19 protein-coding genes are annotated in these 19,722 nt (G+C 61.2%); 12 read left to right on the forward strand and 7 right to left on the reverse strand.

Features of this window, described 5'->3' with window-relative positions; translation table 11 throughout:
• Window positions 1-5: 5 nt before the first annotated feature.
• The 3 genes from WYH_RS08615 to WYH_RS08625 are packed head-to-tail and all read right to left on the reverse strand — an operon-like array spanning window position 6 to window position 2,579.
• On the reverse strand, window positions 6-902 hold the full coding sequence (locus WYH_RS08615) for a glycosyltransferase family 2 protein (protein ID WP_046904980.1): 897 nt from the start codon (window positions 900-902) through the stop codon (window positions 6-8).
• A 38-nt stretch (window positions 903-940) separates the two neighbouring features.
• A complete protein-coding gene (locus WYH_RS08620) occupies window positions 941-1,516 on the reverse strand; it encodes a polysaccharide biosynthesis/export family protein (protein WP_046903514.1) in 576 nt (191 codons plus the stop codon).
• A gap of 55 nt (window positions 1,517-1,571) precedes the next feature.
• Complete coding sequence (locus tag WYH_RS08625; RefSeq protein WP_169780741.1) at window positions 1,572-2,579, reverse strand: glycosyltransferase family 2 protein; 1,008 nt, start codon at window positions 2,577-2,579, stop codon at window positions 1,572-1,574.
• 28 nt (window positions 2,580-2,607) lie between these two features.
• On the opposite strand from WYH_RS08625, the gene WYH_RS08630 reads away from it, so the two are divergent.
• The 3 genes from WYH_RS08630 (at window position 2,608) to WYH_RS08640 (ending at window position 5,152) form a co-directional block, all read left to right on the forward strand.
• Window positions 2,608-3,351, forward strand: coding sequence for a metallophosphoesterase (locus WYH_RS08630; protein ID WP_046903515.1), 744 nt, complete (start codon window positions 2,608-2,610; stop codon window positions 3,349-3,351).
• A gap of 101 nt (window positions 3,352-3,452) precedes the next feature.
• Window positions 3,453-3,716 (forward strand): spike base protein, RCAP_Rcc01079 family, encoded by a 264-nt coding sequence (locus tag WYH_RS08635; RefSeq protein ID WP_046904982.1) that lies wholly within the window; start codon window positions 3,453-3,455, stop codon window positions 3,714-3,716.
• Window positions 3,713-5,152 (forward strand): SGNH/GDSL hydrolase family protein, encoded by a 1,440-nt coding sequence (locus WYH_RS08640; protein ID WP_046903516.1) that lies wholly within the window; start codon window positions 3,713-3,715, stop codon window positions 5,150-5,152. Before WYH_RS08635 ends, WYH_RS08640 begins: the two co-directional genes overlap by 4 nt.
• On the opposite strand, the gene WYH_RS08645 is transcribed toward WYH_RS08640, so the two are convergent.
• Window positions 5,149-6,159, reverse strand: coding sequence for a glycosyltransferase (locus WYH_RS08645; RefSeq protein WP_053833476.1), 1,011 nt, complete (start codon window positions 6,157-6,159; stop codon window positions 5,149-5,151). The two genes, WYH_RS08640 and WYH_RS08645, sit on opposite strands and share 4 nt — an antisense overlap.
• Window positions 6,160-6,352: 193 nt before the next feature.
• Here WYH_RS08645 and WYH_RS08650 point away from each other — a divergent pair, with 193 nt between their 5' ends.
• From WYH_RS08650 to WYH_RS08660, 3 genes are all read left to right on the forward strand, one after another.
• Window positions 6,353-7,594: an O-antigen ligase family protein gene (locus WYH_RS08650; protein ID WP_053833477.1), complete on the forward strand. Its 1,242-nt coding sequence runs from the start codon at window positions 6,353-6,355 to the stop codon at window positions 7,592-7,594.
• A gap of 104 nt (window positions 7,595-7,698) precedes the next feature.
• On the forward strand, window positions 7,699-8,502 hold the full coding sequence (locus WYH_RS08655) for an FkbM family methyltransferase (protein WP_046903517.1): 804 nt from the start codon (window positions 7,699-7,701) through the stop codon (window positions 8,500-8,502).
• Between the two features lie 206 nt (window positions 8,503-8,708).
• Window positions 8,709-9,161 (forward strand): acyltransferase, encoded by a 453-nt coding sequence (locus WYH_RS08660; protein ID WP_169780743.1) that lies wholly within the window; start codon window positions 8,709-8,711, stop codon window positions 9,159-9,161.
• Here the strand turns inward: WYH_RS08660 and WYH_RS08665 are convergent.
• Together WYH_RS08665 and WYH_RS08670 are read right to left on the reverse strand one after the other, a co-directional pair.
• Window positions 9,158-10,141, reverse strand: a complete 984-nt coding sequence (locus WYH_RS08665) for a glycosyltransferase family 2 protein (RefSeq protein WP_046903519.1) — start codon at window positions 10,139-10,141, stop codon at window positions 9,158-9,160. The two genes, WYH_RS08660 and WYH_RS08665, sit on opposite strands and share 4 nt — an antisense overlap.
• Window positions 10,138-11,247: a glycosyltransferase family protein gene (locus tag WYH_RS08670; protein WP_046903520.1), complete on the reverse strand. Its 1,110-nt coding sequence runs from the start codon at window positions 11,245-11,247 to the stop codon at window positions 10,138-10,140. Before WYH_RS08670 ends, WYH_RS08665 begins: the two co-directional genes overlap by 4 nt.
• A gap of 164 nt (window positions 11,248-11,411) precedes the next feature.
• Here WYH_RS08670 and WYH_RS08675 point away from each other — a divergent pair, with 164 nt between their 5' ends.
• The 6 genes from WYH_RS08675 (at window position 11,412) to WYH_RS08700 (ending at window position 19,160) form a co-directional block, all read left to right on the forward strand.
• Window positions 11,412-12,407 carry a glycosyltransferase family 2 protein gene (locus WYH_RS08675; RefSeq protein WP_046903521.1) on the forward strand — a complete coding sequence of 332 codons (996 nt, stop codon included), beginning with the start codon at window positions 11,412-11,414 and terminating at the stop codon, window positions 12,405-12,407.
• Window positions 12,376-13,569, forward strand: a complete 1,194-nt coding sequence (locus WYH_RS08680; protein WP_169780745.1) for a glycosyltransferase — start codon at window positions 12,376-12,378, stop codon at window positions 13,567-13,569. The genes WYH_RS08675 and WYH_RS08680 overlap by 32 nt, the downstream gene beginning before the upstream one ends.
• A 357-nt stretch (window positions 13,570-13,926) precedes the next feature.
• Complete coding sequence (locus tag WYH_RS08685; protein ID WP_053833479.1) at window positions 13,927-16,083, forward strand: GumC family protein; 2,157 nt, start codon at window positions 13,927-13,929, stop codon at window positions 16,081-16,083.
• 78 nt (window positions 16,084-16,161) lie between these two features.
• Window positions 16,162-17,460, forward strand: a complete 1,299-nt coding sequence (locus WYH_RS08690; protein ID WP_053833480.1) for an outer membrane beta-barrel protein — start codon at window positions 16,162-16,164, stop codon at window positions 17,458-17,460.
• A 280-nt stretch (window positions 17,461-17,740) separates the two neighbouring features.
• A complete protein-coding gene (locus WYH_RS08695; RefSeq protein ID WP_244877898.1) occupies window positions 17,741-18,424 on the forward strand; it encodes a sugar transferase in 684 nt (227 codons plus the stop codon).
• 85 nt (window positions 18,425-18,509) lie between these two features.
• Entirely contained in the window at window positions 18,510-19,160 is a 651-nt protein-coding gene (locus WYH_RS08700; RefSeq protein ID WP_046903524.1) for a PEPxxWA-CTERM sorting domain-containing protein, read from the forward strand.
• 19 nt (window positions 19,161-19,179) lie between these two features.
• Here WYH_RS08700 and WYH_RS08705 read toward each other — a convergent pair whose 3' ends face one another.
• A complete protein-coding gene (locus tag WYH_RS08705) occupies window positions 19,180-19,665 on the reverse strand; it encodes a retropepsin-like aspartic protease family protein (RefSeq protein WP_053833481.1) in 486 nt (161 codons plus the stop codon).
• Window positions 19,666-19,722 lie beyond the last annotated feature (57 nt).

Below are 19,722 nucleotides of genomic sequence, written 5' to 3' on the forward strand. Positions count from 1 at the left end.
CTCCCTCAGCCATATTCCTCCAGAATTTGGGGCCGGATGCGATAATGCATGGCCCCGGCATGAAGCGCGGCCCGTGCGAACCATCGCCGGGACGCATCGGTTCCCGGGATCGTGACCAGCGCCATCAACGCTGAAAAGCCCGCTTTTGCGCCGGCCGTAAACAACAGCGTGCGATAGGCGCGAGGATCGAATTCGCGGCAGAGGAGGCCGTGGGTCTGGCCGCCCCGGTAATTCCGCCGCCGGACCCATCGCATGGTCGCGCGGGCTGCGGGCACTTCCTCCGTCACGATTGCTGACGGGCAATAGGCGATGCGGCCACCGGCTTGTGCGAACTGGCGGAAGAAGACCGTGTCCTCCCCCCCTGTCCTGCCCAATTCGACGCGAAAATTAAGGCCGTGGCGACGCACGAAATCGATATCGAGCAACGCATTCGATGTATATGCGTTGGCCACGGATCCTTCGATCCGGTTGGAATGGAAATCACAGCGGGCGGCCCAGCCCGGCAGGTCCGGCCCATATTGCGCCGCGCTCTGCCCGATAACCGCCTCTGCCCCTTTACGCGCATGCCAGAGCTGGCTCAGCCAGTCGGGCGCCGCGATCTCATCATCGTCGATCAGCGCGGCCCAGCGCGTTTCCACGGCATCCAGCGCGGCATTGCGCGCAATGGATATGTTCTGCGCCGGGGCATGAACATATCGTAGCGGCAGGGAGAAACCGCGGGCGAATTCTTCCACCCGCACTCGCAACGCATCGGTCAAATCATTGTCGATCACCACCACGCAGGGCGACAGCCCGTCCACCCGTTCCAGCCGCTCAAAAGATTTCAGCGTCTGGAACAGAGAAGGACGGCGATAGGTGCAGACGCAGATGGTGGCGCCTGCATCGGTTGCCCTATTCGGCATGTCGCCATTCCCGCCGAAAATGCGGGCAATCATGCGATCTAGAAATAGCGTTCGCCCACGCGGATCGTGTCGCCGGGGGAAACATAGACCTTGCGCCCCTCATCCAGTTCGTAGGCTTCTTCCTGGCTCGCACCGTCGCGGGTGATGAAGATTTTCCCCTTGTCGGCACGATAGGTGTAACCGCCCGCCAGCGCCACCGCCTGCACCACGGTCAGCCCGTTGGCATAGGGGAACTGGCCCGGCCGGGACACTTCACCCAGAATGTAATAGGGCCGATAATTCAGCACTTCGATATTGATGCGCGGGTCGTTGATATAGCCATTGCCGAGCTGATCGGTCAGCGCCCTCGTAAGTTCGGTAACAGTCTGGCCCGAAGCCGCCACTTCACCGATCAGCGGGAAGGACAGGACCCCGGTGGAAGAAATGGCATATTCCTTCGACAGGGCTTCCTCGCCAAAGACGGTAATGCGCAATTCGTCACCCGCGGCCAGCCGATATTCCGGCGCGGCATAGGATACGTCCCCCGGCGGTGCGCTATTGCTCGTACAGGCGGCCAGCAGGCAGGCGAGTGCCAGTGCCATGATCCGGCCGGGCAATGCTGCAATTCCCCTCATTGTCACTCCTTGCCCCCCTCTCGTTCCTTGACCGCAAAGCGATAGAAAAGATTGGTTAATCGCACAACCGGCTTGCAACACGGCTGGTCGGGCGGAAAGCCCGCCCGATCACAGCCTTTAACGGCATGGTGTAAAGCGGGATCGCCCCTGGATTGCGGATCAAGGTGCCGAGCGCGCCAATCGGGCGGCGCTGCTTGAGCTGTTCGATGGACCGGGTGAAGGCGACCGCACGTTGGAGCGCGATCCAGCGGCGGCGATAGGCGGTCGTTTGCGCCACCTCATTGCCGACAATATCCCGGATCCGGCGTTCGGCATCCATCATCCGCATGACATGATCGAGCGAGAGGCGATGGGAGATCGACGCCTCATGCTTGCGATAATGATACATGGCCTGCGGCAAGAGCAGATAGCGTGCCCCGGCATTGAGCAGGCGCAGCGCGAATTCGTCATCCTCTCCGATGCGCAATTCTTCATTATAACGGATGGCGAGGCGGTTCAGCGTTTCCGCCCGGATCATCGGTTTCAGGAAGCCGGGACTGGGCGATTTCCCGAACAGGGCGGAATTGCGCAGATAGGCCGCCAGGTCGAGCCAATGCGGTTCCCCGTCCGGTGTCGCCTCATACATCAGGTGGGTTTCGATGGAGGTGCCAAAGACGCGGAGATTATCCGCCACCATGTCCGCACCGGCCGCATTGGCGGCATCAATCATGGTGCGCGCGCGTTCCGGATCGATCAGGTCGTCGCTGTCGTGTATGGCGAACCAATCGCCACGCATCTGTTCCAGCGCGATATTGCGGGCACCGGCCGGCCCGGAATTGCGGGGCGTCCGGAACACGCGAATGCGGGGATCACGGCGGGCCATTTCCTCCGCTTCCGCCAGGCTGCCATCGCTGCTTCCATCATCCACGATCAGCACTTCACAGCTGATATCACGCTGGTCCAGGGCGGACTGGACAGCCGCCTGGAGATAAGGCTTCGCGTTGTAACAGGCGATGGCGAAACTGACCTGTGGCCGGCCATTTTCATGGCCAAGTGCCGATTTACTATGATTCAGCGCTGACATCGGCATCTCTTCGGACCATAATGACAGAATGCTCGGCCTGTCCAGAAACCGCGTCAAGACTGCGCAAACAGCCGCGGGCGAACGCGTTTACGCGATCGGCGATGTGCATGGCTGCCACGCTCTCCTCCGCCGCCTGATCGAAATGATCGTGGAGGATTGCGAGCGGGGGCCGCGCGATTTCGACCATATGCGAATTATCTTCCTCGGCGATCTGATCGATCGCGGTCCGTCGAGCGGTGCGTGCCTTCAGCTGGTGCATGATCTGGTGGCTGAATCCGGTTCGGAACTCATCCTCGGCAATCACGAGGACATGATGCTCGAATCGATTCGCGGGAACCCGGCGGCCCAGCGCGCCTGGCTGGCCAATGGCGGCGATGCCACCCTGTACAGCTATGGCGTGTCCCCGCCCTCCAGTGGCGAAGACAGTTTCGACTTTGCCGACCGCCTGGCCCGGGCCGTGCCGGAACATATTGTCGGCCTGCTGGAAACCGCCGCCACCCAGGCCAGCAGCGGAGATTACCTTTTCGTCCATGCGGGTGTGCGCCCCGGCGTGCCGCTGAAACAACAGGATCCCCTGGACCTCTATTCCATCCGTGAGGAATTCACCCATTCGGCTGACTGGCACGGCGCGATGGTGGTTCACGGCCATTCCATGGTGGATGATGTGGAAGTCTATCCGAACCGCATCGCCTGCGATACCGGCGCATACCGCACCGGCAAGCTATCCTGCATCTGCGTGCAGGACCGGGATCTTTACGCCCTCACGACGTAACGTCACCCAGCCAAGATAACCAATCCGGTTATTTCCCTTTCCTACAATCACCCTGCGCGGTTAGCCCGCAGCCGACTCGATTGCAGGAAAGGAAAATCATCATGGACGAATTCCAGTATTTGCGGGATTCCGTATCCGATCCCGCGCGCAGCGCGGCACCTGTCACACCGGATGACGGGCAGGACATGCCAGTGGTGGCGAAGGCGCTGTTCATCGGCACGGGTGGCGATATCTGCCTGCGCTGCGTGGATGACGGCGCCGATGTGCTGTTCCGTAATCTTTCCGGCGGGTCGATCCTGCCGGTCCGGGCGCAGGCCGTCCGCGCCACTGGCACCACCGCTTCCGATATTGTTGCCCTGATATGATCGGCTTCAACCTTGGCATGGCCGGGTGCCACCGCCCCCGCGGCGGCGCACCCGCCCCGGCGCCCGCCGATCCATATCTGCCCGCGCTCTCTGCCCAGCCACTCGGCATATTCGCCGTGCGTGCCATTTCCGGCGGATATTCAGGCCCGCTGATGCGCGTTCGGCGTGTCAGCGACGATGCGGAGATGGACCTGTTTGCTACCACCGGTTCCGCGCAGCCGGACTGGGCAGCATTGCAGGATTGGGCAGGCGCTTCGGATATTTCCGTCACCACGCTTTATGACCAGTCAGGCAATGGCAATCATGCCGTCCAGGACATAGCGGGGCGGCAGCCCATGCTGGTGTCTGCCAAGGCACGCGGCGGTATCCAACCGATTACGCACAATGGCAGCCAATGGTTGTCCCTGCCATCCGGGCTGAGTGGCAATGGCCGCGATGTCACTGCCATTGCCGTCCAGAACCGTATGAGCATTGGCTCAGCCGGGGGGCAGAACCAGGCACAGTGGATGCTGGGCGCAGCATGGAACACGGCTGGATCGCTGAGCTTTCTGTCAACCATTCCGCAGGGGCTGCGGCTGCTGACCAGTTCCACTTTCAAGGACACGGGGAAGCTTTCCCGCTCTCAGCCTGAAGTGATTGCCGTTTCCTCTGGTTCGTCGGAAATGGCGATGTATCGGGATGGGTTGGTCAGCACCCATGGCCTCAACAATTCCGGCACATTTGTGGGCGGTCTGATCGGCAGGGGTGGTGCCAGTTACAATTGGTGGGGGGACACGTTCTTCCATGCTGTTTACGATGCAGCGTTGGATGATGAAGAACTGGCCGGGATACGTGCTGCGCTGATCCCTGCCTTCGGCATCATACCGCTCGAAGATACATCCCTCCCCCTGCTCATATCGCCGGGCAATTCCATCGTGCAGGGCACTGGCGCATCCTATGGACAGAACAATCTCTGGTTCACGGAAGAGCTGTTGACGGCTCCGATCCACATCGTGAACTGCGCCGTATTCGGCCAGACTGCTGCAACGGCCTATAATTCTCGGTCGGTTTACATGAACCAATTTGATGCTGATCGCCCGACCTGCATCATGGTTGTCCCGGAACCCACCAACGATATCAGCAGTGGTGCTACCGGCGTGGATTGCTGGAACAATTATGTGAAACCGTTCATCGACGAAGCTGTTGCTGCCGGTTTCAAGGTTCTGGTTCCCACGATCATCAAGCGGAGCGGCTTCGACAGCACGCAGAATGGCTACAAGACCGATTTCAACAATCTGGCCCGTGCCTATTGTGACGAGGCGGACATCTTCCTTGTCGATTATGCGGCAGATGATGCGGCACTGACACTGCCCGACGGAACCCATCCGAACAGCACCAGCTATGCCATCATGGCCGGGCGCCAGGCTGCGGCCGTTACCGCAGCACTGGCCGCCTAACGCGGATCGTCTTCCATCATGCCGCAATAGGCATCCAGAAAAACCCTGGCGGTCGCGGATGGTTGCAGCGTTTCGGCAATATATTCGCGCGGGCGATATGTGGGGAGCAGCTCCCGGAAACGGTCCAGCTGCTCCTCCATCGCGTCCACCTTGAACTGCAAGCCGCATCGCCCATCAAAATAGGGAACGGAACTGACTTCCAGATCATCCTGCGCAAAGCGCAGTTGCAACGGGTCCACCAGCTTGCCCTCGTCCCAGGCGAAAACCGGCACATTCATCGCCAGCGCCTCTTCGCAGGCGAGGCCCTGCGTCTCATGCTCGCATATGAAGGCCATGGAACGGGAACGCTTGAGGCTGGCGAAATAATTTTCCCGCGTATGCGCGCCATAACGCAGCACGGTATAAGACATGCCGCGTTCTTCCAGCGCGGCGATCAACCGGTCCAGCACGGCGGGAACCACCCGGTCGCGATACCAGCGGATCTTGTCATAGATCAGCATGTCGACCGATTTCGCCTCGCCCTGCGCATCCGGGATACTGTCCAGATCGATCCCCACAGGGCAGCGGATCATCTTGTCTCCGCAAAAGGGTTCGTAATATTTCACGAACCAGTCCGATGGCTGGATGATATGTTTCGCATTGGGCCGGCGGGCAAATTCCGCAGCCATATCGGGATAGCCGGGATCGCCCGGCCCGAAGATCGTCGGATTGGGCAGGTCCACCTGGTCGATCACTTCGGGATAACCGGCAATGCCGATCGGATAGGACGGGCGGCGGCGCGCTTCGGCGAAATCATTGATCCGCACATCGCAGCCAAGACGGCGCAGCCCCTCTACCAGGGCCAGGAAGGCTTCATAGAAGCCGGTATTCACCTGCTTGCCCCGCGCGCGCCTGACTATGGCCCTGACCAGGCAGCGCCCCCGGTGAAACAGCCGCGGCAATGCCTTTTCCCGCGCCTTCCGTTCAAACCCGTCATAGAACATCAGGACAAGGGGGGCCTTCTTCACTCACACTCTCCTGAAACTATCTTCGGCTTCGCCGCGAATCCGGCCATTTCGGCATAAAGGCTCCATCGCAGCGCAAAAACCCGCAGAACGCACCCATTGTGCGTCATATTGCCATATTGCAGCATTGAATGCCCGAGCTGCTCCACGTATCAGCAGTTCCTGCATCCAGCCACAGGCGAGACAGCTCAGCTTCGTGACCTCCGAACCTTTCGTTTCGCAGCCCCATGGGAAAGGCAATGCCGCCTTGGCACGCGAAGCCGGGGCCGGCCGCAAGCTTCCGCTGGACGCCTTCACGAAGGATGCCGCCATCGATCTGTTCGAAATGGCGTTTCCTTTCGTGCTGCTGATGGGCCTGCTGCTCAATCTGATGATCGGGCCGCTTTCGGTGCTTACCGTTGCTGGCTGCGTCGGATTGTTCTGCGTGGTCCGGTGGCAGGCATTGCCCGCCGTGCTCAAGGCATCCTGGGCGCTGATCCTTCTCCCGCTGGTGGCGCTGGCATCGGTCATGTGGTCGCTGCAGCCGGAGGCTACTCTCCGTTATGGAACGCTGTTCCTGATTTCGACCATCGCGGCGGTGATGATGGGCGCCGGTATCAAGCCAGCATCGCTGCTGAAGGGCACATTTGCCGCCTTGTTCCTGTTTTCAATCATGTGCCTGCTCGGTGGCCGCTGGGTCGGCTGGGGCGGCGCCGGACAGGGCGGTATTGCCTTCGCCGGACTGCTCGGTTCGAAAAACGCAATGGGCGAAGTGGCGGGCATGGCCCTTCTGTCCAGTATCGCCATATCGCAATGGTCGCTGCCGCGGCGCGCCTTTGCCTGGTTGCTCTGCGGTCTCGCCGCAATACCGCTCTCGCTTTATCTGCTCTGGGCCAGCAAGGCGACGGGGGCACTGATTGCGGCGGTCATCGCCAGTTTCTGCCTGGTCCTGTGGAACATTTCCCGCCGATTGCCCGTGCAGGCGCGCGTCGCCGTGTTCTTCCTCGCCATCCTCGCCATGGCACTTGCCGCCATATTCCAGGATGTCTGGCTGCCCCCTTTGTTCGATGCGGTGCTGGAAAGCAGCGGCAAGGATGCCGGCCTGACCGGCAGGGCCGATCTGTGGCGCAAGGCAGACAGTCTTATCGCGGAGCGCCCATGGTTCGGCATGGGCTATTCCGCATTCTGGGTGCACCACAATCTCGATGCCGAATATCTCTGGCGGCTGATGGGCATCAACGGGCGCGCCGGGTTCAACTTCCACAATACACAGCGCGAAATACTCGTTGCCCTGGGCTATGTTGGCCTTGCCATTTACGCGCTGGTGGCGGGTATCTATTCCCTCATCCTCATCACCCGCACCATGCTCACCGCGAAGACGGAATATGTCTTCGCCAGTGCCATGCTCGTTTATTTCGCCTTCAAAATTCCCTTCGAAAGCTTCGGCTTCGGGGGATGAGCGTAACTGCACTGATGGTTTACGCCATTCTCGCCATGGGGGCGGCCAGGCCACCCGGATCGAAATCCAGATCGGCCTGACACGGGCGGAAGGGCAGGAGCAATATGGAAAAATTCCTCAAATCCTTCATCGCCAATAACCGTCGCAATTTCATTCTGCGCAATGCCTCGCGGCTGGCGATGCGGTTCCTGAATGCCTATCACAACACTGGCTATTACGAATTTGACGACAATGGCGAAGCGTTCGCGCTGAAAGCATTTGCCGAACATGCTCCGGCGGATGCCGTGATCTGGGATGTCGGCGCGCATCACGGCGAATATGCGATCGAAGCGCACGGCATACTGCCCCAGGCCAGGATAGTGAGCTTCGAGATAGTGCCCGCCGTAGCCGCGCAGCTGCGGGCCAGGATCAGGGGCGACTGGTTCGAACTGAAGGAGATGGGCCTGTCGAACGAACCGGGGGAAGTGGAAGTGGTGTGGAACCGCAAGGCGGACACAACCAGTTCCGTCGCCCCGATGATGAGCGAGTATTTCCAGCATGACGAGCTGGAACGTGTGATCTGCCCGGTCTCGACGGTGGACGAACTGGTGAAAGGCGGGATGCAGCCACCCACTTTTCTGAAGATCGACGTGGAAGGGCACGAGGCCGCCGTGCTGGACGGGGCGAGTGAATTGCTGGCCGGACCCGACGCGCCGCTGATGATCCAGTTCGAATACGGGATGACCTGGATTCCATCATCCCGCCTGCTGCATGATGTGCAGCAAAAGCTGGAAGCTGCAGGATACAGCATAGGCCGGCTTTATCCCGACCATGTCGAATTCAAGCCATATGACTGGTCTGACGAACATTTCCGCATGGGCAACATGATTGCGGTGCGGGATGATGCACTGAAGGCACGCCTTTCCTGACCGGTTGAAGGCCCAAAAAATGGCGGTCTTCCGCGATTTTTGTTGCCTTTGGCGAAATTGGCGGCAATCAGCACAGCGGGTTCGCGAAAAAATAAGAACAGGCGCTTTGCAGGCGCACTGTCAGGGGCGGGCGCGTGCCAAACAACAGATCGTACTGGTTGCGATTCCTTCTTGGAATCCAGTCTCTGGACATCATGACCACGAGCATGCGTTTACGCCTGCTCCGCGCCGCTGGCGCCACCATCGACCCCGGCGCCTTTGTCGAAGCCGGAATATCCGTCGTGGCCGGACGGATCAGCATCGGCGCGCGCAGCTATATCAACCGGCAATGCCTTCTGGATGCGCGCGGCGGGATCGAAATCGGGGAGAACACGCTTGTCGGGCCGCGCGTCAGCTTCCTGACGGCAACTCATCCCGTCATGCCGGATACGCCGCGTGCCGGGCCAGTGGTCTATGAATCGATCACGGTCGGGTCGAATGCGTGGATCGGCGCGGCGGCCACGCTGCTGCCCGGTTGCGAAGTGGGTGACGGCTGCGTTGTGGCGGCCGGTTCGATCGTCCGCGGAAAGCTGGCGCCGAACACGCTCCATGCAGGCGTTCCGGCGGTGTGCAAGCGATCGCTCGCGCCGCTGACGCCGCAACTGGCACAGGCAGGCTAGCGGGAAAGGCCCAGCTTCGGGGCGATCCTGTGCGATCCGCCGAACCATTGCGCCAGGAAACCGCACCCCCAGGACAAATGCATGATCGCGGCCGCGATGCCGGACAGCATCGCCCAACCGCCACCGTTTCGCATTCCGATCAGCGCCCCACCGGCAAGGCAGAGAACAAGCCAGGCAAAAGCCGGGATGGAGAAGATCCAGTGCGCGAATCCCAGCGGCAGCAGCGCCACGATCAGCGGCGCGGCCAGCGGCACCATCTGCCGCAGACGCGGCTTCATCCGGTGGCGCTGGATAGTCTGGGCCCGGCCGCGGCCATATCTGTAATATTGGCGCCAGAGTGCGCCGGGGCTCTTGCGCGGGAAATAGGTGATGGCCGCTTTCGGCTCCAGCCAGATCCGCCCCCCGGCCGATGTCTGGCGATAATCGAATTCCGCATCCTCGTTACAGGGCATGTTTTCGCAATAGCCGAGCAATTCCCGAAACATGTCCATGCGGATCAACGCGTGATGGCCATGTTCGACAAAGCGCCCGCCGCCCAGATGGCGATGCGCCGATCCCCCGGTGCCCAGGACGCTGTTCTGCGCCGTTGCGGCCGCCAGTTGAAAGCCGCTGGCCGCGCTGGTGACCATCGGCACCGCAATGGCGCTCGCCCCGTGTTCTTCTGCCGCCGCGACCAGCATGGCTGCATAGCCACCGGGATATAGGCAATGCGCGTCGATCCGCAGCAGCCAGTCATAACCCTGACCATACCGGGCGACCGCCAGATTGATCCCCGCGCTCTGTATGCGTGCGGGATTGTCCAGCAGGATCAACCGACCCTCCACCTGCGCCCGCTGCTGCACGATTTCCCGTGTACCGTCGGAACTGCCGCCATCGGCCACAACCAGCAAACCGATATCCGGATCGGCGAGAAACTGGTCCAGAAGAACACCGATATGGTTTATCTCGTTCAGGCAGGGGATTACGGCCAGAATGCTCATGCCCTGCCGCCCGCCATGCCAATCGCGGCGACAAGCGCCCTGCAATCCCGATCATCGGCCAGCACATCTTCTGGCGCGACGGCCAATGCCCGTTCCTGCAAGCTGGCGATTCTTTCCGGCGTCATCGCCAGCAATTCCCTGCGGGCTTCTTCCGGCTGCGACACCAGAAAACCCGCATCATGCCGGGTAAGCCAGCGCCCGACTTCGATATCGGCCAGCGCAATGGGGATCGCGCCGAAAGCGAGCGCTTCATAGAGGCGATTGGGGAGGAGCATGGCGCTGTTCAGCCCCTCTTCGAACCAGTCGATCGTCCAGGCGAAATGGCATTGTCCGTAAAGTTCCGGCAGGTCGGCGTATGTATAGGGCCCGGTGAAGCGCATATTCGGCACTTCGCCCACCGACTTTTCAAAATCGGGGAATTCTGCAGGAGAGGGCTTGCCGCTGACAAGCACCTGGATGCGCCCCTCGCCTTCGATAGCCAGCTGTTTCAGAAAGGCGAATGTCGTGCGGCAGCGGAGCATTCCGAACCAGCCAATGGTCAGCGGCACGGCCGGGACGGCGGGCCGGCGCGGCGGCGCTTTCCCTTCTTCCACCAGCAGCTTGTTTTCCACCAGCAGGGAAGGCGCGCGCAGGGGGCGATGATCGAAATGCCTGCTCAGAAATGCTGGCGAAGACGTGATCAGCAAGTCCGCACGGGGCAGCAATCGCCCCTCCACGGATTGCACCGCTCTCGCCGCCAGCCCGGTTCCGACAAGCAGGCGGTGTATATCCAGGCATTCGTAGACAAGCGGCCGCTGGCCGACCATGGCGCGGGCGATGGCCAGTTGTTCCAGATTGCGCGCCATGATGACATCGCAATCGGCAAACCAGCGCTTGAGATCGGACGGCAACAAAACCTGGCGCAAGGTTGCCAGCGCCCTGTTCACCATCGCCGCATCGGCCGACCGGCCCAGCAACATGGGGCGGCGCCTCGCCACTGCGGGAGCCAGAACATCGTCCCGCGCGAACCCCGCCAGCTGCACATGCGCCCCGCCACGTTCGAGCATGACGCAGCGCCGCTCCACCGCAGGATCATTGAGATTATGGACGATATAGCCGATTTTCACGGAAGCCCCCCGCTGCGGGCGTTGACAGAGATTTCGGCCCGCCACAAGGTTGGCCAATGGGTAAACATCACCGGGGATGAAGCCCTTTTCGTGACCACTAGAACTGATTCTCGCTCTTCATACCTTCACCCTTTGCTGACCAATTGGAAACTCGTCTGAAACTGATGCCCTCCGGCCCCAGCATCACGGTGATCATTGCGGCCTATAATGCCGCAGATACGATAGGCCGCGCGCTCGCCAGCGCCCTCGCCTCTCCGCATGTAACGGAAGTGGTCGTCGTCGATGATGCGTCGAGTGACGATACATTGCGCGCCGCACAGGATGCAGGCGGCGGGGATGCCCGGCTCAAGATCCTGCAGCAGGACCGGAATCGGGGACCGTCGGCCGCGCGTAACCGCGCGCTGGAAGAAAGCACGGCGCCCTATATCGCCGTGCTCGATGCAGATGATTATTTCCTGCCCGGCCGGTTCGAGGCCATGCTGCGCGAACCGGACTGGGATCTGTGCGCAGACAATATATTGTTCGTCGCGAACGGCGCGGATGATGGCGTGGTGGCGGTTGCCCAGGCCAATCCCGCCGCGCACAGCCACCCATGCGACGTGTCATTCGAAACATTCGTGCTGGGCAATATCTCGCAGAAAGGCCGCTGGCGCGGGGAGCTGGGCTTTCTGAAAACCGTCCTCCGGCGGGAATTCCTCGACCGGCATGATCTGCGATATGACGAGAATTGCCGGCTCGGCGAAGATTTCCTGCTTTACGCGCAGGCGCTGGCCAAAGGCGGCAGGTTCAAGGTCATCGGCCAATGCGGCTATGCCGCGCTGCTGCGGGACAATTCACTGAGCGCCCGCCATGGGACCGGCGAACTGAAGGCCTCGCTCGACGCGCAGAACCACATGCTGGGCAGCCTCTGCCTTACGCCAAGCCAAGCCAGCGCGCTGCGCAAACACCGCAACAGCACGCGCCGCAAATGGATCCATCGCGCCGTTCTGGATGAAAAGAACCAATACGGCCTGCTGCGCGGGGTAATTGCCGCTGCCACCAGGCCAAGCGCCGCGGTCGACATCATGGCGGACTATACCAGCAGACCTTCCGGTCCGGACACGCAGCAGCGGTTCCTGCTGTCGCCGCTTGACCTGGAACGGATCCGTCAGGGAGCGTGAACGGATTGAAGATCACGCAAGTCCGCCGATCGTCGATAGTGCCGAAGCAGCCGCCCCTGTTGCGCGGGGCATTGGCGCGGCAATGAAGATACTCGTCGCGACGGGCGGCCCGGCATTGCCGCAGATGATGGGCGGATCGCAGCGGACCTCGGACGGCATCATTCGCGGCCTGACCGGCCGGGGAAACGACGTGCAATTGCTGGCCGCATGTGCGGGCGGCGGCTGGATCGGCCTGCGCAGCAGGGTTCTGTTCCGGCTGACGGGAAAGAAAGCCGTCTCCGACAAGACCCTGGGATACAGGGCCTGGCGCGCATGGTTCCCCTGGGAAGCCGTGCCCGAAGTGGTGAACCGGACGAAGCCGGATGTCGCGCTGGTCCTGGCGCATAAGCCAACCAGAATGGCAAAGGCGCTGCGCCAGGCCGGCGTACCGGTTCTGCTCGCCCTTCAGGACGTGGAATTCAGGGACGAGGACGAAGATTTCGGAAGCCTGTCGGCCCTTCCCGGCGTGGCCAATTCGCAATTCACGGCAGACACTTATCGCGCACGGTTCAATATCGAATCCCGCGTGATCCACCCGCTCGTCGATCCGGAAAGATACCGGGTCGAACCGGACGGCAGTTTCGTCACCTTCATCAATCCGGACCCGCGCAAGGGGCTGGAAATCGCCGCCGCCGTTGCGGCTGCCTGTCCGGAAATACCGTTTCTGTTCGTCGATAGCTGGCCCCTCGAACCGGCGCACAGGCAGGCACTGGCGCGCCGTTTTGAAGAGCTGGGCAATGTAACCTATTCCCCGGCTGTTTCCGACATGCGCGAAATCTACCGCCAGACACGCATCATGCTCGTGCCGAGTATCTGGGAAGAAGGCTATGGCCGTGTCGCGACCGAAGCCCAGATCAGCGGCATCCCCGTGATCGGCTCTTCCCGCGGTGGCCTGCCCGAAGCAATCGGCCCCGGTGGCATCATACTCGACGCCGGGCAGCCTGCTGATGATTGGGCCAGCGCCGTCAGGGAACTCTGGCTTTCGCCGGAAAAATACGCGCAGCTTTCGGAAAGCGCGCGCGCCCACAGTATGCGCCCCGCCATGGTGAACGAAAATCAGATCAGGCTCTGGGAAGAATCCCTGCACGACGCGGCGCGCCAATCTCCATTCCCGGTTCGATAGGGCGGCCCCAGCCTGCAAACTGGCAAATCAGTTCGCGCAGCCCCCCCTTTTTCGGCAATTTTCTGTCCGATCGCCCTAATCGGCAACCGGCCTGCCGCTATGATCGTCCGTTTTTCGCACATGATGTTGCAGGAGGTGTGGTCTACGTCTTTGCAGTGCGGCAAGCTGTCTATATGCGCGGAAACGATTCTGATTATGGTAAAGATCAGGTGGTAACCACGTGACCCTCTGTATCTGCCTGTGACAAGTCGACCTTCGTTTCTTGCCGTAGCCGCATTCGCAATCATAACGCAGAGCCGCCGCTTTTCATCTTCAAATCCAGGGCAACCAGCCAGAGACCCGAGGAAAATTCGCTAGATGCCGAATACCGAGACCAGCGAAATCGCCGCGGAGAGCCGTGAAGCCGAAGCGGCGCAGCAGAGCAATGCGTTGTCGCTTCTGCCCGATCCGGGGCTGCTGTGGCAGGTCTTTCGCCGCAATATCCTGCTATTCTTCCTCGTGGTCAGCGTGGTTCTGGGCCTTACCGCCCTGTTCCTGGTCATCCAGACGCCGCAATATCTCGCGCAGGCGAGCCTGCTGATCCAGCCATCGTCGGATCCGGTCCGGACATCGGAACCCGGTGACCCCAGCGGGATCGTGAATGCGGACGAGGTGGATACCGAGATCCGGCTGATTTCCTCGCGCCTGGTCGCAGAACGCGCAGCCGCGCTTTATGCTGATCGCTTCGCCTCGCCCGATGGTGACCGTTTCACGCCGGCAGAAATCGAAAGCCTGGCCGCCACGATGAGCCGGGCAACCTTCGTGGCACGCTCCGGACAGACCCGCGTGGTGGACATAATCGCGGAATCCTCCGACCCCGCCTTTGCCGCCACCACCGCCAATCTCATCGCCGAAGCCTATCTGCAGAGCCAGGTCGAAGCGAAGACTGCCCGCAGCGAATCGTCGGGCGAATTCATCAATGCCCGCCTGGAAGAGCTCGAATCCAATGCCATTGCGGCCCAGGCCGCACTCGATAATTATCGGGCCGCGCGGGGGCTGGTCAGCGCCAATGGCTCGACCAATGCCGAGATGGAAGTATCCAATCTCAACACGCAGCTTGCCTCGGCGCGGGCGGAACTCGCGGAAAAACGCGGGCGCTACAATGCGGCGAGATCCCAGCTGTCGCGCGGAAGCGGCGGGGCCGACGTTGGCGCCGCCCTGGGATCGAGCACGGTCGGCAGCCTGCGCCAGCAGGAAGCGCGGGTCAGCGCGGAACTCGCCGTCCTGCGTGAACGCTATGGCCCGCTTCACCCGGAACGCCGCCAGGCCGAGCAGGAACTGGCCGATATACGCGATCGTATCCAGGAAGAGATCAACCGCGTTCTGTCCAATCTGCAGGCCGAAGTGCAGACTGCCCAGTCACGTGTCGCCTCGTTGGAAGGGAGCCGCGGTGCGGCGCTTTCTGCCTTGCAGCGCAACGGGCAGGCGCAGGCGGGGCTGAGCGAGCTGGAGCAGAAGGCGGAAGCCGCGCAGGCCATTTATCAGTCATTCCTGCAACGATCCCAGGAATCCGGGGCTCTGCGCGATAGTGCCCTGCCCGACGCGGTGATTTCCGCCAAGGCGGTTGTCCCGCAGTTGCCCGCCAGCCCCAATTATCCGCTGACAGTGCTGATCGGGCTGTTCCTGGCGCTGGTATCAGGCTTTTCCGCCATCCTGCTGGCCGAATATCTGCGCCGTGGCGTTCAGACGAAGCGTGATGTCGAACGGCGCCTGCGCCTGCGCTATGCCGGGGCGATCCCCTCGCTCAAATCCACGATCAAGGGCCGCGCCCCGCTCGAAGCGCCGCATGATTATGTCTGCAACCACCCGCATTCGCTCTTTGCGGAAGCGTTCCGGTCCATCCGCACCTTCCTGACTCTTTCGGCCGGGACACGGCCGCGTGTGATCGCGATCACTTCCGCCCTGCCGGGCGAAGGCAAGACCACGACTTCGCTCTGCCTGTCACGCACCACCGCGGCGGACGGGATCCGGGTCGTGCTGGTGGACGCCGATCTGCGGCGGCGCGGCGCCAGCTGGGCGCTCGAATATGAATCCGAAACTGACATCTACGATTATCTGGATGGCACCGCCTCGCTGAATGATTGCCTGCATGTCGATACGCGAACAGGGCTGCACCTGCTGGGCAGCAAGTCCGGCCAGGAAGGGCACCGCAATCCGCTGACCGAAGGCAATGTCCGCCGCATGTTCGATGAATTGCGCGAACATTACGATGTCATCATCATCGACACAGCGCCGATCCTGGGCGTTGCGGAAGGCCGCATCCTGGCGACCGAGGCAGACCGCGTCCTGCTCGTCACCCAATGGAAGAAAACATCCATGCGCGCAGTGGAGGCCGTGTCGGACATGCTTGTGGACGCCAACGCCAAGATCACCGGCCTGGCGCTGACGCAGGTCAATATCAAGAAATATGCGAGCACCGGCGACGGTGACGTTTACGCCTATACGAAGAAGTTCCGGGGTTATTACGTGGACTAAATCCCGCAGCCATCAAGGCTGCCGAAGGATCTTTCCGGGTCGCGCACCATCTTAAAATAGAGTGCAAAGGGGGATAAATTGCAGACTGAGAAATTTGCGCGGCGGCCCGGCCGAACCGCCAATTCACTTGCCTTGCAGGCGGCGCTGTTAGGGATAGCGATAAGCACAGCGTCACCCGCGGCCGCGCAGTCGCGCGACGTATCGCCGCGGATCGATGATCGCCCCCGGCCCGAATATGCGGCCGAACCGATCCGCATCGGCAGTATCGAAGCCTATCCCGGCATCGAAGTGGAAAGCGAATATGTCGACAATCTGTTCGGGACCGAAACGAACAAGACGGACGACATCATCATTTCGGTGGTGCCCAGCGTGGATCTGCGGGATACACGCAGTGACCGCTCGCTACGCTTGCGCCTGCTTGGCGGGGTGGAAACCTATACACGCAGCAATGTGGACGAACGGTTTCGCGGTGAGGCCGTATTTGACGGGCGTTTCGGCCTGGGCACAAGGACGCGGCCCTTCATTGGTGCCGCGATCATCCACAATACCGGCGGTTCGGGGGACAGAAACGATTTCCGGACCATCGCCCAGCCTCTCGACCGCACGACCATGCGCGGCAATGCGGGGATCGAACAGGAATTCGGCCCGATCATCGCCACGGTGGAAGGGCAGTATCGCCGGACGGATTATGGCGGCTCCTATGTCTTCGACAATGTGACCTATGACGCTGATTTCCGGGATTTTGAAACCTACACCGCCCGTGGCCGGCTGACTTACGGGGCCAGCCTCGCGCAAGGCTTCTATATCGAAGGCAGCTATAACCAGCGCGATTACATGAATCCCGGCAACGGCAATGCCAACCTGCCGCCAAATCTGCTGGAAGATCGTTCGTCGGACGGTTATTCCGTGCGCGCCGGCTATACCCGCCAGCTGACGGATATCCTGCAACTGGACCTGAGCGCCGGCTATCTCAAGCAGACTTACGATTCCGCGATCTTCGCCTCGACTGACGGTTTTTCCTTTTCCGCCGATCTTTTCTGGGCCCCTACCCAGCTGACCAATATACAGTTCGGCGCAAGGCGTTCGATCGACGACACGGAAAACCCCCTTTTCAGCGGCTTGCTGAGGACGGATGTGAATTTTTCCGTCCAGCACGAATTGCTCCGCAATCTGATCCTGCGTGCGCAGGCCAGCTATTCCGTGCTCGAATATGATGGCGTGGCCGATAGCGATGACGAGTATAATATTTCCGGCTCGGCCCGATACTATGTCTCTCGTCACTGGTCTCTGCGCCTGCGGGCGGAACATTTCAATCGTTCCGGTTCATATGAACTGACCCAGAATCGTATCCTGTTCGGTATCGGTTACGATTTCTGACCGCAATTTCGGCTCGGTTCGAATCCAATTACAGGGCGGCCACGGGTATTAGACAATGCCCGTGGCCGTTTTTTCGTTTTTTCCGCTTACATTTCACCGCGAATTTTCCACGTCCCGACGGCAGCCAGGCCAAATTTAGCCGATGAGCGGCACCATCCTGTCGATGAACTGCGCCGATACAGGACAAGGCCGAGTTTGGCCTTCAAAACCGTCTTCTATCCTCTAGGAAAGATTGATACACCACTGCCATTGTGCATCGCAGCAAATAGGGGGATCGTTCTTGCAATACCGGGCTCTGCCAATGGATTGCAGCGATCGCTCTTCGGCGCGCGGTCGGCGTGACTATGTCGCAGCCGATCCCATCGAAGGGCGCATGATCGACATAGTGGGGGCTCTTGCCCTCATCCTGTTGTTCGCCCCGCTCATGCTGCTGATAGCGATCGCCGTTTTTGTCGCCGATCCGGGGCCCATCCTGTTCCGGCAATCGCGCATCGGCCGTGATGGCCGCATGTTCAAATGCCTCAAATTCCGGACCATGGCGACCGATGCAGAGGCACGGCTGGCCAGCCTGCTGAAAAACGATCCCGCCGCCCGCGCGGAATGGGAACGGGACCATAAATTGCGCGTGGATCCGCGCATCGTGGGCATTGGCCGTTTCCTGCGCCGCAGCAGCCTCGATGAATTGCCGCAATTGTTCAATGTGCTGCTGGGTGAAATGAGCCTGGTCGGCCCGCGGCCCATCGTGGAGGCGGAAGCCTGCCGTTATGGCAAATATCTGATTTATTATTGCGCAGTGCGCCCCGGTATCACCGGCCTGTGGCAGATCAGCGGCCGGAACGACGTGCATTACCGGCGCCGTGTCGCCTTCGATGTCGTCTATGCGCGCAAATGCAGGGTTTCAGACAATCTGCGCATTATGTTCCTAACTGTGCCATGTGTGCTCACCGCCCGCGGTTCGTATTGACACATTGACAGTTTGACGTTGAAGGAGTGCCGGAAATGTTCGGCCGCTTCTCCAATATTCGCGAAGCAGCCATTGGGCGGGTGCAATGAACCAGGTTACAGCCTTATTCATCAAACTGGGCGGCGCGGGGAAGAACTTCTCCGCCTATTTGCTGGGCGGCCTTGGGGCGCTGACCCTGCTGACATCCTTCTTCGATGTCGATCATCGCGGCATGTTGTTCGCCGATGGGCAGGTTTTCGCATTCGCCGATGAAATCGATCAGGCCGGGGTTTACAGCTATCCCGTGATCTGGGGCGCCGGACGTGGCGGCCCGGTGGACGAACGCGGTGCGCGACGCCTCATTCCTGCCCGCGGAGGCCAAGCCGGCCCTCTGACCGGCACCGGCTCCCCGGATGGAACGGGCGGTGGCGGCGGCGCAGGCCCAGTAACGCTTGCCGATGCCGGAACGGCGCTGGTGCCCGGTGGCCTGAACACCCCGGACGCCGGTAATGCTGGCGGCGGAAATGGTGGCCGCGGCGGCTTTCCCGGGTTCAATTCGTCCATATCCAGCCCGGTCGGCGGCTTCGTGATAACTCCGGGTGACGGCGATGGCGGAACAGACGGCGGGGATAATGGCGTGGTCCCCTCCGTTCCCGAACCGGCAAGCTGGCTGCTGATGATCCTGGGGATCGGGGCGCTGGGGATTGCGCTGCGGCGTCAGGCGGCACAGAAAACCGCCTATGCGCATTCAGCCTGACTGAGAGACTACGGCACTTCTACAGGCGCAGATAGCGCCCTTCGAGCCGGTCCAGCACGTCCATTCCCAGCAGGGACGGACCATTCTCCGGCACGATCCATATCTCCACATCTTCCAATGCGACACCGTCGATCATGACGCTGTCCGCTTTCGCTTGCGCCGCCTGGACCGTGCCACCCACGGTCCGCAAGGATACGTTCCCGCTGGTGACGATGCCGAGCGTGGCTGCATCAGCGGCACTGAGCATCGTCTGGCTGGCAGCCGTATCGATCAGGAACCGGACAGGCCGGCCGTTAATCCGGGCCGGCAGATATTTCCGCCCATCCTCACCCGCCTGGGCAATGATGGGGCGGGCGTGATTGTCCTGTACAGAGGCAAGCGCCACTTCTGGCTGGGGGATCTGCGCCGGGGGCGGCGTAAAATCCGCACTCAGCAACGCCAATCCGCCGCTGAGCGTCACCCCGATCGTCATGATGCTGCTGAGATCCGCCATGGTCCCGATCATGGGGACCAGGTGGTTTCCACCCGCTTTGGAAGTTTGGTTAGGCTAAGTGGTTAGCAG

Source organism: Croceibacterium atlanticum, from assembly GCF_001008165.2.
Classification (GTDB): Bacteria; Pseudomonadota; Alphaproteobacteria; order Sphingomonadales; family Sphingomonadaceae; genus Croceibacterium_C; species Croceibacterium_C atlanticum.